Below are 16,018 nucleotides of genomic sequence, written 5' to 3' on the forward strand. Positions count from 1 at the left end.
AAAGAAACGTTGTGTTAATGATTAATTATAAGTTGAGTTTATCCGAAAATAATTAGAAAAACTGAGATATTTATAGAGTAAGCTCCACAGCCAATCGAAAAGCTGGATATAACCCGATATACCGAAACAGATACTAAAACATGGATAGTGTAAGTGCTATCCATGTTTTAGTGTAGCATTTATTTTTTATTGAGAAATGGTTGTTGATGGTTGGACGCACAACGTACTGAAGTTGCACCATTTATATTAATATATTGAGGATTCTCTTGATCATCCTTATCAAATTGTGGGTTAGGTTCTTTACCTTCTCGGTAGATGGTGGTGACACTTCCACCGGTTTGTAGACTTTGAGCAGCGCCAACTTGATGGGTACTACGAATAGATTTTAATGTGCCTGTTGTTGGACCCTGTGGATTCTGTTCAGGTGAGTTTTTATAGTAATTTGGATCAAACCAATCAGACATCCATTCATAGCCATCAGTTGCCATATCATAGAATCCTAATGGTGTCGGGGGGAAACGACCTAAAATGGAGATTTTCATACCAGTGTTTAATGGCTTATTAACTTCACGTCTTTGCTCATCACTCCAAACATTTCGTCCTAGTTCATACTCGCCATTATCGGTTGGATAGATGACATATTCACCGCGATTCCGTGCTGCATATTCCCATTGTGCTTCAGTTGGGAGATTCATCGGAATTCCCACTTGTTCACCTAGCCACTGACAATAATCATGAGCTTGTTGCCAGCTAATTCCCGCAGGTGCATTTGGTACACGTCTTTTTATTGATACTTCCTGCATTCCGACTTTAGGTTGACCTGTTGCTTCAGTATAAAGATCAAAATCATCAAAGGTGGTTTTATAGGCATTTAGGCTAAAACTATCGAGAGTGACTTTATGTACTGGCATCGCTGCATAGAGTCCAGTGATCGGTAATTTATCCTTACGGGTGATTGGACCAAAGTCACCCATCATAAAAGAACCGCCTTCGACAAAGATCATATTCTTTTTAGTTTTTTCGACCAGTTGCTGAATCTTTTTCTGTAATTCAGGTGAGAGTTGCGAGTTTTTATTATTTTTTTCAGAAGGTTTTGCACATGCAGTGGCTTTGTTGCACAAAGGTTTGAAAGACAATGCTACTCTAATTGAGCTAAATTCAAGTGACAACTTGGGTATGAGGTCGGCCTAATTCTGTAAATTTATTTAAAATGGCTATACGGGCATGTACCTCGTTGACTTGGCTTTGAAAGTTCCTGGCACTGAGTTTATCGCCTAATAATTTGATGCAATGCATCTTGGTTTCAACCAGACTTCGCTGATGGTAGCCCGACCATTTTTTCCATAGTGTCCTGCCTAAACGTTTAACAGTGCGAAGTAATTCATTTCGCTCTAGCGAATGAGCTTTTTTATCTTTCCAAGGCTTGGCATTTTTTCTAGGTGGAATCACTGCGTGTGCTTGCCGATCTGCAATAACTTGACGGCATTGTTTTGTGTCATAAGCCCCGTCTGTATAGACTGAATCAATCTGCTCATCCAATGGGATTTGATTAAGTAAATCTCCAAGAACTTGTGAATCACTGATATTATTTGTTGTGAGCTGCACAGCTCGTATTTGCAAGGTTTTAGCATCTATACCAATATGCAGTTTACGCCATTGCCGATGATATTCAGGCTGATGTTTCTTACGCTTCCATTCGCCTTCACCTAAAAATTTTAAGCCAGTTGAGTCTACCAATAGATGTAGTCCTTCACGACTTTTCTGATAGCTTATCACAATATCAATATGCTTTTGTCGTCTACAGAGGGTAGAGTAATCTGGTGCTGTCCAATTCAAACCACAGAGTTTAATCAGGCTTTGAGCAAAGCCAGTGACCATACGTAAAGAAAGACGGAATAGAGATTTGATCATTAAACAGCATTGAATCGCTGTATCGGAATAAGTTTGATTTCGTCCATGCTTGCCTTGTGGCTGTGCATACCATTGGGTCTTGGGATCAAACCAGATTGAAATATTTCCTCGCTTGATTAAAGCTTGGTTATACGAGGACCAATTAGTTGTACGGTAGATTTTAGGGGCAGGTTTCTTCATTTGGAAATTATATTGCTGAAGAAGCCTTCAAGAATAGCTTTGTGCAACAAAGCCAACAACACATAAAAAATAGCAGCTAATAGCTTAAAGTATTCTTAAAAGAAGCGCATGACGGCACTTTATGCATTAAGTTCGTTAAATGTGTCAATTTGTAAAATATAATAAAAATATAGAAGTTTTAGTGGATTAACGTGTGTGAAAATCCATTTTTATAGAGTAATTGTTCAAAAATGGAGGCAAGTAATTCGCCTAGTTAATGGGTTAATCAAAACGATAAATATCCATTCCTAGGGAACCCATGGAGAAACTACTATGGACGATATTAAAACGGTTACCTGTTCCCATCGCAAAAAAGAGTGGTGCAAAATGCTCGAGTGTTGGATGGTTACGCTGTACATAAGGGAGTGAAGGCCAGTCAAGAACTGCATCATAATTTTGATGAGAGAGTTTATGGACAACAGTATTGCGGAAAGTACTTGCCCATAGTGGTACATCTGCATCGGCTTGCCATGAAAGTTCAGCTAAGTTGTGGGTAATACTACCCGAACCAATTAGTAAAATTTGCTGTTCTCGTAATGGGGCAAGGACTTTTCCGATTTTATAAATATCATCGGAACTCATTGAGATTGGAAGTGAAATCTCAATCACAGGAATATCTGCATTGGGATACATATGTAATAAAGGCATCCAGACACCATGATCTCGTGGTCGTGTACTATTTGCATGTGCAGATATGCCGGCTTCTGCAAATAGTGCTAGTATTTTTTCTGCTAAGTCAGGTGCACCAGCAGCAGGGTAACGGATTTGATATAGCTCTGGAGGGAAACCTCTAAAGTCATGCCAAGTTTGTGGTCGCGTTGATGTGCTGACTTCGAGAGCCTGACTTTCCCAGTGTGCAGACATGACAATGATCGCTTCAGGTTTCGGAAGATTATGACTCAAACGATGTAAAGCTGGTCCGACTTGCTCAGGATCAAGTGCAAGCATTGGTGAACCATGAGAAATAAATAACCCCGGTAATGTTTGCAGATTCATAATCAAGCACCTGAATAGAAATACATGCTTATGGTGACAAAGATAAGCACAATTTAAAAGTTGATTGGGTTCAACAGATTGTTCTAAAACCAGAACACTGTTTTAGATTACGCTCGATGATAGGGATGATTGTGATTGATAGTCATTGCTCGATACAATTGTTCAATCAGTAAAATACGTACCATTGGGTGGGGCATAGTGAGTTTTGATAGCGACCAATGCCAAGCTGCTGCTTTGCGTACAGCATCAGAATGTCCATCGGGGCCACCTATGGCTAGCACGACATCATTTCCTTCAAGCATCCATTGTTTCATGGTATCTGCAAGTTTTTCAGTGCTTAATTCACGTCCACCCACTTCTAGCGCGATCAAGATTTCATTGGGTTTCATCGCATTTAAAATACTGTCTCCTTCAATTTGACAGTATTTTAAAATATCCGCTTCAGAATCATTTTTACCTCGCTTCGCCATTGGTAATTCAACGACTTGCGTTTGTACAAAAGGTTGAATTCGTTTGAAATAATCTTCAAAACCAGTAATAACCCATGCAGGCATTTTTTGACCAATCGTCAGAATACGAATTTTCATAGCTTCGTTTCATTTATAGAATTAAATGTATTATAAAGCTTGAAGCTATGTCATGGTGGATATAGCCATTTATCTTGTCATAAAAAAGACAAATTATTGGGTTATCTTGTTCATAAAAAACGCAGCTCAAAACGCGTATGAGCTGCGATCAAAGTATCATCCGTCTGGAGTTCAGATGATACTAAAAAATGAGTTGCACACGAGCCAAGCTTAGCCTTTGTTTTTATGGACTCTATTTTATTATGCAATAAGCAGGTTATTTTTCAACCAAATTATGTAACAAAAAAAGAGAGCCGAAGCTCTCTTTTTGGTCGATAAATGATTAGTGACGTGCGGCTTTTGCATCTTCCACTGGTTTTACAATCGGTGTTTTCGGCAAAGGCTTTGGTGTGTCCGTCAATGCAAGAGGTAAGATTTCATCGATGCTTTTCACCGCTTTGATTTCTAAGCCTTCTTTGACATTGTCTGGAATCTCGTCCAAGTCACGAACATTATCTTGTGGAATAAATACTAACTTAATGCCACCACGATGCGCGGCAAGAAGTTTTTCTTTTAACCCACCAATTCGCATTGCACGTCCACCTAGACTGGTTTCACCTGTCATGGCAATGTCAGGACGAATTGCAATACCTGTAAATGCTGATACAAGGGCAGTGGTCAGAGCTAAACCAGCAGATGGACCATCTTTCGGTGTTGCGCCTTCAGGTAAGTGAACATGCACATCGGTTTCTTCAAAACGAGAAGATTCGATACCTAATTCATCTGCCCGAGTACGTACTAAAGTCATCGCAGTTGTAATAGATTCTTTCATTACATCACCGAGTGAACCCGTCGTAATGAATTTACCTTTACCTTTTACTGCCGCAACTTCAATCGTCAATAACTCACCACCAACCGAAGTCCAAGCCAAGCCATTCACGCGACCGACTTGGGCTTCTTCTTCTGCCATACCAAAGTCAAACTTATGTGGACCTAAGTATTCAGGAAGATTGGCCGATGTTACGTCAAGCTGTAAGTTCTTAGATTTTTTGCTGACCGCTTCTTTAACCACTTTACGTGCAATTTTAGAGACTTCACGTTCTAAACTACGTACACCTGCTTCACGTGTGTAACGTTGCACGATGTCACGAATCGCTTCTTCGTGTATAGTTAACTCTTTGGCACGTAAACCATTGTTCTTGATTGCTTTTGGAACAAGGTAGCGCTCAGCAATATTTACTTTCTCATCTTCGGTATAACCCGGTAGACGAATTACTTCCATACGATCCAGTAGGGCTTCAGGAATATTCATACTGTTAGCTGTACAGATAAACATTACTTCTGAAAGATCAAGATCAAGATCTAAATAGTGATCGTTGAATTTACTGTTTTGTGATGGATCAAGAACTTCAAGCAATGCAGAAGCTGGATCACCACGATAATCTTGTGCCATCTTGTCGATTTCGTCGAGTAAGAACAATGGGTTCTTCACACCAACTTTTGTTAAAGACTGTACAATTTTACCTGGCATCGCACCGATGTAAGTACGACGGTGACCACGAATTTCTGCTTCGTCACGAACACCACCGAGTGCCATGCGCACAAACTCACGACCTGTCGCCTTAGCCACGGACTCACCCAGCGAGGTTTTACCTACACCTGGAGGACCCACTAGACATAGAATCGGACCTTTGAGTTTTTTCACGCGAGACTGAACGGCAAGATACTCTACGATACGATCTTTGACGTCATCTAAACCGTAATGATCAGCATCGAGAATTTCTTGTGCTTTTGCCAGATTAATACTGACTTTGCTCGCCTTATTCCACGGTGTATCTAAAATCACTTCGAGATAATTACGTACTACAGCCGCTTCGCTTGAAGCTGGTTGCATCGCTTTCAGTTTGCGAAACTCAGCTTCCGCTTTTTTGCGGACATGCTCAGGTAAATCTGCTTCAGCGAGACGTTTCTCAATTTCAGCAACGTCATCTTCAGCGCCGCCATTCATATCCGAGAGTTCACGCTGAATGACTTTCATCTTCTCGTTGAGAAAGTATTCACGCTGATTCTTTTCCATTTGACGTTTTACGCTGTCATGCAGCGTTTGCTCAATTTGCTGTTCAGCAGATTGATTCATCAAATAGCTCATTAACTCTTGCAAATGCGCTTCAAACTCATCGTGCTCTAAAAACTTTTGTTTCACTTCAATATTTAAAGGTACACGAGTTGCAACGAAGAACATGAGTTGTAATAAGTCTTCGATTTTATTTGCTGCAGCAACCAATTCACGCGCATTACGTAATTTTGCTTCAGCATATTGAGCAAACAGAGTACGTAATTCATTCAAGCGAGTTTCTTGAGCTTCTTGATCCAATGCTACCGTCATTGGACTGAGGTGATGCTCAGCAGTTAAATATTCTTCCCCGTCAATAATGCGTTCTAATTTTGAACGATGTAAGCCTTCAATCAGCACTTTAATACAGTTTTCATCATTCTCATGATTCACAACTTGTACGATCTTAGCCACGGTTCCATATTGATAGAGATTATCGTGATCAATTTCTTCTGTAAGCGAATCTTTTTGCGCAACTACAAATACTAAATTGTCACTGTTACGAGCCACATCCACTGCATTGATCGATTTTTCACGACCCACGAAGAGCGCAATTTGCATGTGTGGATAGACCACAACATCACGTAACGCCAATAGTGGTAATACACTTGGAACCTGCGGCTCTAAGTTAGTTTCATTATTCATAATATATTCAGACATGGGCACTCCTAATGAGTGACAACGGTGTTGCCATGTTTTTATAGTGATGTGCATTTCAAAAATTACAAGGGTTTTTAGTTAGAAAATATAAAAAAAAGACTAAATTGGTTGGGATTTGGGCGAAATTTTATAAAGAAGATGTATTTAGCGTTTGAAAAAATATTTTTGTGTTGGGGTAAATAAAGCATCCAGTGGTTGATCCCATTTTTGACGGACTAAAGGAAAGTCTAAATATTGGAATGTATGCGCTAACCCTAGACGAAAAGGTCGCCGTGGGGCTGTAGCTAAAGTTCGATCATAATAGCCACCTCCCATGCCGATTCTTGTACCGAGATGATCACAAGCAAGTAATGGCATGATGAGTAAATCTAAATTTGAAACCGATTGACCTCGTCCAGCCATGGGTTCTTTCATCCCAAGAGGATGATGGGAAAAACGTTTGTTTTTATATTGGTTGGCGCTGATTTTTACCCAAACCAACTTTTGATTCATATTACAAATCATCGGGAGATAAACTTGTTTTTTGTTCCTGAAACAGAATTCTAAGATTTTATGTGTGTGAATTTCACCAAATGCATGTAAGTACAAACCAATTTTTGCTGCGGATTGAAATGTACTGAATTGCCGAAGCTGGTTTAAAATCTGTTGCTCGGCTTGTTTTTGTTGAAACTGAGAGAGTTGTCTTCTTTTTAAGCGAAGCTGTTTTCTTAGTGTATTTAGTTGATGACTCATGCTGTATAGAAAGTCGTTTTGATGGATAAATCATAACTGATTTGGAATCTCAATTGTTTATCAATATTTTCCTCTTTGGGTATTGAAATGCACTGGAGGCTACCATTATTTGTTTTCTATCTTTTTTGAGTGGTTCTAACTACAACGCAAGCAACGGCTGAGATATTAGTCGTCCTTATAAATACATTGATTGAAAATTACAACTAGTCCGCTTTAAAACTTCATAATTACATACTGGATTCATATCAGAAATGGTTAATCTTTGTAGCCTAAAAAAGTTGGATGGCAATTTTCCGATACTGCTAAATGCTGAGAATTTCATGCAACTCGATTAAATTGTGTAAATTAATGCATAAAATAAAATTAATGAGAACTGTCCTACAAAAAATGTATAATTGATCGAGAAATGATCTAAAATGCCCAGCAGATTTAACATCTTTAGATGTCAATTTTATGAATGTTATCTAGTTGTGATTGACTTGAAAGACATACACAAAATTTGCACAACTGTTTTGAAGGGGAAAGCTATGTTGGAATCAAGAAATCTTATTGTGCTAGATCAAACGCTTATCTTAACGAAAGAGGGCAAAAATGATTTAGTATATGAAAATGACACATTACTAAAAGTCAAAATGATCTCAAATCAACATATTGTTGTGGAAGATGATCAACAGATTAGCTTTGTATTAAAACAGCAAGATGAAAATGTGATTTGGTCTTTTGTGTAAAAAGTTAAGCTTACCGGTTCAAATTATAAGATAAGCATCTTATCCTTGTGATGTTTGGATGCTTATCCTATTTAAGACATCAAATAGATTTTTTCAGTTCTAATAAGATAGGGCAACACTCATTTTCTGTAGTTTTACACTCATCCAGCCATGTTGAAAGACGTTGTTTAAGCCCTTGTAATTCTTTTATACGCTCATCGATCTTATTCAAACGTTGTTCTATAACGTGGCGTACTTTTACACGATCCTCTAAATTTAAGGTAAGTAACTCTTTAATTTCGTTGAGTTGTAAGCCAGCATCTTTAGCTTTTTGAATAAAACTCAAGGTTTCTATATCTTGTTGATGATAGTAGCGATAGCTTTGCGTACTTTCAGGTATACGCATTAAGCCAATCCGTTGATAGTATCGGATCGTTTCAACATTTATTTGGCATGCTTTTGCCAGTTTACCAATAGTGAGGTTCATTCACTGTTCCTCAGGAAAGTGATAAAATTGCTTGACTCTGTACCTAGGTACAGACTTTATCCTAAACCTATCAGAAAATAAAAGATAGGTGTAGCAATGGCGCATCAACAATCTCCATCATGTTGTTCAGGTAACAACTCAAAAATTATTTATGAATATATTGACCCTGTATGTGGGATGCAGGTTGCCGAAACATCCGAGCATTATTTTGACTATCAAGATATTCGATATTTATTTTGTTCGGTTGGCTGCCAGCAGAAATTTAGAGTGCACCCAGAAAACTACTTAAACGTGGATAAAGCTGAGCAAAATGCATCATCTTGCTGCTCTGAAGAAAAGCAGCAAAAGCAGTCAAGTTGCTGCGATACTCAGAAAGAAGAACTCACAGTTACAGAAACTTCTTCTTGTTGTGCTCCAAAACCTGATGCATCTAAGGCAAGTACATGTTGTGATCATGAAACTCAACCACAGCCAACTAAACCAGAAGTGAATAAATCTGCGTGTTGCGGTGGTGGACACGCACATCAAGTTACCGATGGAGAAACAGAGATTGATCCTGTTTGCGGTATGTCAGTGAAGACAACAACCGATTTAAAAACAGATTACCAAGGCAAAACATATTACTTCTGTAATCCTTCTTGCTTAGAAAAATTTAAAAATGATCCAGAATTTTATTTGATCCCTGTCGATCAGCGTCCTCTGCCTGAAGGGGCTATGGATATGGATTATACTTGTCCGATGGATCCCGAAATTGTACAAAAAGGACCGGGAACCTGTCCGATTTGTGGTATGGCATTAGAACCAATGCAACCGACTTTGGATGAAGGTCCAAATCCTGAGTTAGTTGATTTTAGCAAGCGTTTTTGGGCAACTTTACCTTTGAGTTTATTGGTTGTTGTTTTGGCAATGGGTTCTCATATTCATGCTTTTATTTCTCCCCATATTCAGCCTTGGATTGAATTAATTTTAAGCTTACCTGTTGTACTCTGGGCAGGTTATCCGATTTTACAACGCTGTTGGGTGTCATATAAAACAAGACATCTGAATATGTGGAGTTTGATCGGTGTTGGTGTACTTGCTGCATTTATTTACAGTGTCGTGGCAACGATTTTCCCATCATTGATTCCAGTGGAAGCAAAAACAGGGCATGGTGTTGCCGTATATTATGAAGCTGCCTGTATGATTGTTTCACTGAGTTTATTGGGGCAAGTTTTAGAACTGAAAGCGCGTTCGCAAACAGCGAATTCACTAAAAGCTTTATTACGTTTACAACCGAGTAAAGCGAAATTAGTTCAAGCTGATCAGGTGGTTGATGTTGATATTGCCATGATCAAACAAGGCGATGTATTACAAATAGCTTCGGGTGAGCAAATTCCTTTGGATGGTGTGGTGATTGAGGGGAAAACCTACATTGATGAATCCATGATGACAGGTGAGCCCGTACCTGTGAAAAAGGAAAAGGATGATCAAGTGATCGGTGGAACCATTAATCAACAAGGTTCAATTCGTATCCAAACGACGGCTGTAGGTACCAATACAACTCTGGCAAAAATGATCCAAACCGTCGCTGATGCACAGCGTTCCAAAGCACCATTACAACGGATTGCTGATGTAGTCGCAAAATATTTTGTGATGGTGGTTCTCGCAATCAGTGTTTTGACATTTATTGCATGGATGGTGTTTGGTAAAGCGCAATTTGATTTGGCGTTAATGTGTGCGGTAGCAGTTTTAATTATCGCATGTCCTTGTGCTTTAGGTTTGGCAACACCGATGTCTGTGATGGCAACAACAGGTCGAGCCGCACAGAAAGGTGTTTTATTTAAAGATGCTGAAGCGATTGAAGCTTTGAGTAAGGTAAATACCCTAATTATTGATAAAACAGGGACATTAACTGAAGGAAAGCCAAGCTTAAAGAAAATTCAGCCATTGTCTAAGACATATACTCAAGCACAAATTGAATTGTGGATCGCATCCATTGAACAATATTCAACACATCCGATTGCGCAGACCTTAACCAAATTGGTTGAACCTACGCAATTATTAAATGTTATTGATTTTGAGGATGTTACGGGGTTTGGAGTAAGAGGGCAGATCGATGGTAAGACCTTGTATATTGGTAGCCAAAAACTTGTGGATCAACTGGGTTTAACCTTTAGTGAGAGTCTAACTAAGCAACTTGATCAGATGAGATCACAAGGTGATGTGATTAGTTTTCTGATGTCTGAACAAGAAGTGATTGCTTATGTATCGATCCATGATGCAATTAAACAAAATGCGAAAGCAGTGATTGACCAACTCCATGCAGATGGTATTGATGTCATTATGGCAACAGGCGATCATGAGAAAAATGCGCAGATGGTAGCAGAACAACTTGGGATTAATCAGGTCTATGGAAATTGTGATCCAAAGCAAAAACTTGAGATTGTGAAACAGGTGCAAGCCCAAGGGAAAGTTGTCGTGATGGCAGGTGATGGTATCAATGATGCACCAGCACTTGCACAAGCTAACGTGGGTATTGCGATGGGAACAGGAACCGATATTGCCAAGCAAACTGCTCAAGTGACATTGGTAAAAGGGGATATTCAAGGCGTTGGACATGCGGTTCATATGGCAAAACTAGGCGTGAAAAATATGAAGCAAAACCTTGCTTTCTCATTTGTATATAATGGGTTGGGAGTACCTGTTGCAGCAGGATTATTCTACCCATTAACAGGCTTATTGCTCACACCGATGTTTGCTGCTGTTGCGATGTCGTTAAGTTCCTTATCGGTTGTTGTGAATGCTTTGAGATTAAATCGCTCATAATGCAAAGCTAAAATGTAAATAAACTCTAATTTTTAGAGATAGGAAAAGCTGTCGTGATGGTGATCGACAGCTTTTCTATACGTTGTTTTGACTATTTTGACGGAATCAAAGCAACTCAGGTCAATTTTATTTGCGAGGGATTTACTTAGTGTAAGAATAATTCACAGGAGTGATAATAATGTTTAAACAACAAAAACAATTTAAATTGGGACATTTATTCAAATCTATATCCCTTACAGCTTCTTTGCTAACGCCGCTATTATTGACTACGACTGTTCAGGCAGCACCAGCCGAGAAGTTAGATCTCACACTATCCCAACACTCTCAAAATAAAATTAAAACGTTGTTAAATGATCCAAAAATTTGGCAGCAAATTCCAAAACAAGTGACCTTATGTGTTTACTCACCCAATGGTGAGCATGGTGAGGCATTCCAACAAGCCACCAGTTATATGAGTGAATTACCACGTATTGTGCGAATTGCAAAACAGTATGGGGTCAATATGAACATCACTCGACCTTCTAATTTACAACTTAAAATTGATATTGATTATCCTAAATTAAAGCAAACTGCTTCGACGGTGGTGACGCTCAAAGTGTATACCAACGAAGGCGTATTAACTGAGGATTTTCGTAGCAAGCGTTGTGATGGAGCAGGGATTAGTAATTTAAGGGCGCGCCAGTTCAACTCTTTTGTTGGAAGTATTGATGCGATTGGAGCACTGCAAAACTATAAGCAATTAACTTCAGTAATTCAGTTGTTAGCAGATCCAAAATTTGATGAAAAAATGGTAAATAAAGATTATGAGGTGGTCGGAATTGTACCGCTTGGCGCAGCGTATATTATGGTCAGTGACCGAAATATCAATACGTTGGCAAAGGCTGCTGGGCGAAAAGTTGCGGTGTTTTCCTTTGATCCTACACAGAAAAAATTAGCACAAAATGTCGGTGCACAGCCTGTATCAGTAGATTTGGCGACAGTTGGCCCTAAATTTAATAACAAAGAAGTTGAGATTATTGCTGGTCCAGCAATTTTATTTGATCCTTTGGAATTGCATAAGGGCATGACCGATAAATCAGGTAAAGTGGCTGGAGGAATCATTCGTTTTCCTGTGGTTCAGGTAACAGGAACCTTAATCATGCATCGAAATAAGTTTCCTGCGGGAATGGGACCGATTGCACGCGAGATTATCTCTAAACAATTACAACCTGCCTTTGATTTTGTAGACAAAATTGAAAAAGATATTCCTGAAAAATACTGGATGGATATCCACGAAAGCGATAAGCCTGGTTATATGCGATTAATGCGTGAAGCGCGTATTCAAATGACCAAAGAGGGGTATTACAATAAAGAAATGATGAGACTACTTAAACAAGTTCGTTGTTCACAGCAACCGACTCATTTTGAATGTTCTTTGAATGATGAGTGATTTGAAATGATGCAAAAATAAAATGCTCCAGAGATGCCGCTGCATGGTCGTTACCCTGAACCCGATGAGTTCAAGGTGGAGGTGACGCATATTTAATGGGTTTCCTACTCGGAGGTAGGCATACACTCAAAATATACAGAACACATCCATAAATTTAAGTATCGGCAGGGGACTAGACGTACTGGCGAACACCCTAGAGACAGTATTAAGTATAACTGATCTTTATACGATGACAATCCTTGTGGATCACATATCTGTAACGATACTTACTAATTGATGGGACTTTGTGCAATTTTACTCAACAGTTTGTTCAACATCTTCTAAAATAGTTTGCAGCAAACGTTCGCAGTGCGCATATTGCTGTAAAGACTTGTTTAAACTAAAAACTTCCTGTGCCATTTGTAGAGCCACCATAATCACCAATTTATTATGTTCGACTCTCGGAGCACTACGACGCATATCATGAAATTTCTGATTCAATAGTTCCGCTGCACGCTCTAACTCTTCACGTTTATCCTCAGTCGTATTGAGGCGAAAAGTCTGCTCAATTAAACGGAGTTCAACGACAATAGTTTCACTCATGATTGTGACTCCTCTTGAGGTTCAGCAATAGGGTGGGCGAGCTGTTGGATTTCTTGTGCATTTTGATCTTGGGCTGTACCAAGAATCGCTAGACGCTGAATAATGGCTTCAACTTTCGATTTAGCCAGTTCATTCTTCTGCAATAGTCGATCACGATCTTGTTGTAGATCCTGAATCTCTTGCATGTTGTTACGCTGTTGGGCTTGTAACTTTTCTTTGATTACGCGTAAATCATTTCGCTCAGCCAAGATTTCTTGGAAACGATTTTTCAGATCAGTGGTACTTTTTTCCAAACGACTATAGCGCTCGGCTAAAGTTGTTGCATCATTATTCAGTTGTTTGAATTGATCTTGTAACTGAGTGAGTTGTTCAGTTAAGTTATCAACTTCATCCTGTTTTTGCGTGATGATGCTATTTTTTTGCACAATTTGTGCATGGTGATCAGTTGCAGCTAATTGTTTAGCTTCAGAAAGCGAGTTATTTTCTCGCTCTAAATGACTTAAGCGTGTTTTTAAAACACCAATATGCGCTTGTAGACGCTGTAATTGTTCTAACATAACGAAGGTCGCACAGAGTTGCAATCAAAGGTAATATATACAGCAGTATAGAGATTGGATAAACGAATGCAAGACGATATTTCAGGTTGGAACGAATGGAATGCTCATTTTGAGGGGATTGAAGAAATTTCAAGTCCAAGTGAGTTACATGGTTTGCTAACAGGTATAGTTTGTGTGACACAAGCACCAACTTCAGATGAATGGTCACAAATCTTAAACACCCTCAATGTACCTCCACTTTCACCCGAAGCCCTCAGAAGTTTGACTGATGAGGCCGAAGATGTAGCACATGCTTTATCCGATGATGAATTAGATTATTTACCAATGTTGCCAGATGACAGTCATGTATTGGCTGATCGAGTTCAAGCATTGGCAGATTGGTGTGCAGGAGTTGTACTTGGTTTTGGTTTAGCTTCGGGGCATATTCGAGGCGAAGAGCAAGAACTGATTGAACATTTACAAGATGTTGCAGCTGTTGAATTTGAAGATTCAGACAATGATGAAGAAGGCGAAGAAAGTTATCAGGAGTTGTATGAGTTCGTACGCTTAATTCCTGTTAGTCTTTCGATTGGACGAACAAAAGTTCCTGTTGCTGAAAGTTCATTATTGAGAAACTTCCATGCAAAAAGCCGTAATCAAGATGAGACGGTTTCAGATCCACAAACGATCGTTGAAATGTTTACGCCACATCGCCCAAGTTAATTGCATTAATTTTATAGATCCCTCTTCGGAGGGACTTTTTAGTCGTAGGATAATATGAAACTAACTCAAGCAGATTTTAAACAACGTCGAGATCGCCTTGCGGAACAAATGGGCAGTAATAGTATTGCGGTAATTGCGACACGAGCGGAAATGTACCGTAATCGTGATGCAGATTATAAATATCGTGCAGACAGTAGTTTTTATTATCTTACTGGATTTGCTGAACCTGAAGCTGTTGCAGTGATCGAGACTTTTGCTCAGGGTGAGGCATATCGTTATACGCTATTTTGTCGTGAACGTAACCGTGAAATGGAAATTTGGAATGGTTACCGAGCAGGACTAGAAGGTGCAGTCGAACAATATCAAGCAGATCAATCATTTACCATCCATGAGTTGGATCAGAAAATTGTTCCTTTACTTTTAAATAAATCGAAACTCTTTGTTCGACTAGGACAAACGAAAAAATTTGATGCTGAAGTGGGTGGGTGGTTACACAAAGCAAAAGCAATGCAACGTCAGGGTGGCGATGCACCTCAGCAAATTATTCAAATTGATTCGATTATTGATGAAATGCGTTTGAAAAAATCGGCGCAAGAAATTGAACTGATGCAGATCGCATCCAATATCAGTGCAGAAGCACATACGCGTGCGATGCAAACTGTAAAACCAGATATGATGGAGTATGCACTTGAAGCAGAACTCAATTATATCTTCGGTAAAAATGGTTGTGTGCCTGCTTACAATAGTATTGTAGGCGGTGGTGAAAATGCCTGTATTTTGCATTACGTTGAAAATAATAAGCCGCTAAAAGATGGTGATTTGGTTTTAATTGATGCGGCTTGTGAGTATGAATGCTATGCCTCAGACATCACCCGTACATTCCCTGTAAATGGTAAATTTAGTCCAGAACAAAAAGCACTTTACAGTATTGTTTTAGATGCTCAGCTTGCTGCGATCGACGCCACGCGTATTGGCAATAATTATAAATATCCGCATGAAGTTGCTGTAAAGATTTTAACTCAGGGTTTGGTTGATCTTGGTTTGCTGCGAGGTGATGTAGATGAGCTGATAGAGAGTGAAGCATTCCGTCAATTCTTTATGCATGGTACAGGTCATTGGTTAGGTATGGATGTGCATGATGTCGGTTCTTATAAGCATGGCGAAGACTGGCGTGCTTATGAAGCTGGCATGGTGGTTACCGTTGAGCCAGGTTTATATGTTGCACCAGACGATGAAACGGTAGATGCAAAATGGCGCGGTATCGGGATTCGTATCGAAGATGATATTGTCGTGACTGAAAATGGACCGTTGGTGTTAACCAAGAATGTGGTGAAAACCGTTGAAGAGATTGAAAGCTTGATGGCAAGTCATTAAGTAGAGATTGAGAAAAAGGCTTATCGATTGATAGGCCTTTTTATTTACCCTCGGTTTTACTTAAATTTTTTCTAACTGATTGAAAAAATATCTTTGTGGAATCTTCTTGAGAAATTATCCAATTTTAGGATAAGCCGTCAGCTGGACCTACTTTTGTTTCGGCAAAAGTAGGCAAAAC

At 39.3% G+C, this 16,018-nt stretch carries 14 protein-coding genes and 1 other RNA gene; 5 read left to right on the top strand and 10 right to left on the bottom strand.

The features are described from left to right. Positions 1–179: 179 nt before the first annotated feature. The 6 genes from F927_RS04740 to F927_RS04765 form a co-directional block, all read right to left on the bottom strand. Positions 180–1,136: a formylglycine-generating enzyme family protein gene (locus F927_RS04740; protein WP_005081928.1), complete on the bottom strand. Its 957-nt coding sequence runs from the start codon at positions 1,134–1,136 to the stop codon at positions 180–182. Positions 1,137–1,158: 22 nt separating this feature from the next. Beyond that, positions 1,159–2,091 (bottom strand): IS5 family transposase, encoded by a 933-nt coding sequence (locus F927_RS04745; protein ID WP_005081931.1) that lies wholly within the window; start codon positions 2,089–2,091, stop codon positions 1,159–1,161. Positions 2,092–2,352: 261 nt separating this feature from the next. Further along, positions 2,353–3,126 carry a DODA-type extradiol aromatic ring-opening family dioxygenase gene (locus F927_RS04750; protein WP_005081933.1) on the bottom strand — a complete coding sequence of 258 codons (774 nt, stop codon included), beginning with the start codon at positions 3,124–3,126 and terminating at the stop codon, positions 2,353–2,355. A 107-nt stretch (positions 3,127–3,233) separates the two neighbouring features. Further along, entirely contained in the window at positions 3,234–3,713 is a 480-nt protein-coding gene (rlmH, locus tag F927_RS04755) for a 23S rRNA (pseudouridine(1915)-N(3))-methyltransferase RlmH (protein ID WP_005081935.1), read from the bottom strand. Positions 3,714–4,035: 322 nt separating this feature from the next. After that, positions 4,036–6,465 (bottom strand): endopeptidase La, encoded by a 2,430-nt coding sequence (gene lon, locus F927_RS04760; protein ID WP_005081938.1) that lies wholly within the window; start codon positions 6,463–6,465, stop codon positions 4,036–4,038. Between the two features lie 144 nt (positions 6,466–6,609). Further along, complete coding sequence (locus F927_RS04765; protein ID WP_005081940.1) at positions 6,610–7,197, bottom strand: 5-formyltetrahydrofolate cyclo-ligase; 588 nt, start codon at positions 7,195–7,197, stop codon at positions 6,610–6,612. A gap of 527 nt (positions 7,198–7,724) precedes the next feature. On the opposite strand from F927_RS04765, the gene F927_RS04770 reads away from it, so the two are divergent. Beyond that, entirely contained in the window at positions 7,725–7,925 is a 201-nt protein-coding gene (locus tag F927_RS04770) for a hypothetical protein (RefSeq protein ID WP_005081942.1), read from the top strand. A 79-nt stretch (positions 7,926–8,004) separates the two neighbouring features. Here the strand turns inward: F927_RS04770 and F927_RS04775 are convergent, their stop codons facing one another. Then, positions 8,005–8,391: a MerR family transcriptional regulator gene (locus F927_RS04775; RefSeq protein ID WP_004638414.1), complete on the bottom strand. Its 387-nt coding sequence runs from the start codon at positions 8,389–8,391 to the stop codon at positions 8,005–8,007. Positions 8,392–8,487: 96 nt separating this feature from the next. On the opposite strand from F927_RS04775, the gene F927_RS04780 reads away from it, so the two are divergent. Continuing rightward, complete coding sequence (locus tag F927_RS04780) at positions 8,488–11,196, top strand: heavy metal translocating P-type ATPase (RefSeq protein ID WP_005081944.1); 2,709 nt, start codon at positions 8,488–8,490, stop codon at positions 11,194–11,196. A 178-nt stretch (positions 11,197–11,374) separates the two neighbouring features. Then, positions 11,375–12,625, top strand: coding sequence for a putative solute-binding protein (locus tag F927_RS04785; protein WP_005081947.1), 1,251 nt, complete (start codon positions 11,375–11,377; stop codon positions 12,623–12,625). Between the two features lie 20 nt (positions 12,626–12,645). Here the strand turns inward: F927_RS04785 and ssrS are convergent. From ssrS to F927_RS04795, 3 genes are all read right to left on the bottom strand, one after another. Then, positions 12,646–12,828: non-coding RNA, 6S RNA (ssrS, locus tag F927_RS16775), on the bottom strand. A 91-nt stretch (positions 12,829–12,919) separates the two neighbouring features. Further along, positions 12,920–13,207 (bottom strand): cell division protein ZapA, encoded by a 288-nt coding sequence (locus tag F927_RS04790; RefSeq protein WP_004638418.1) that lies wholly within the window; start codon positions 13,205–13,207, stop codon positions 12,920–12,922. Further along, positions 13,204–13,764, bottom strand: a complete 561-nt coding sequence (locus F927_RS04795) for a hypothetical protein (protein ID WP_004638419.1) — start codon at positions 13,762–13,764, stop codon at positions 13,204–13,206. The genes F927_RS04790 and F927_RS04795 overlap by 4 nt, the downstream gene beginning before the upstream one ends. 66 nt (positions 13,765–13,830) lie before the next feature. Here F927_RS04795 and F927_RS04800 point away from each other — a divergent pair, with 66 nt between their 5' ends. Together F927_RS04800 and pepP are read left to right on the top strand one after the other, a co-directional pair. Next, entirely contained in the window at positions 13,831–14,466 is a 636-nt protein-coding gene (locus tag F927_RS04800) for a UPF0149 family protein (protein WP_005081949.1), read from the top strand. Between the two features lie 54 nt (positions 14,467–14,520). Then, positions 14,521–15,840, top strand: a complete 1,320-nt coding sequence (pepP, locus tag F927_RS04805) for a Xaa-Pro aminopeptidase (RefSeq protein ID WP_005081952.1) — start codon at positions 14,521–14,523, stop codon at positions 15,838–15,840. Positions 15,841–16,018 lie beyond the last annotated feature (178 nt).

This window comes from Acinetobacter haemolyticus CIP 64.3 = MTCC 9819, from assembly GCF_000369065.1.
GTDB classification, from domain to species: domain Bacteria; phylum Pseudomonadota; class Gammaproteobacteria; order Pseudomonadales; family Moraxellaceae; genus Acinetobacter; species Acinetobacter haemolyticus.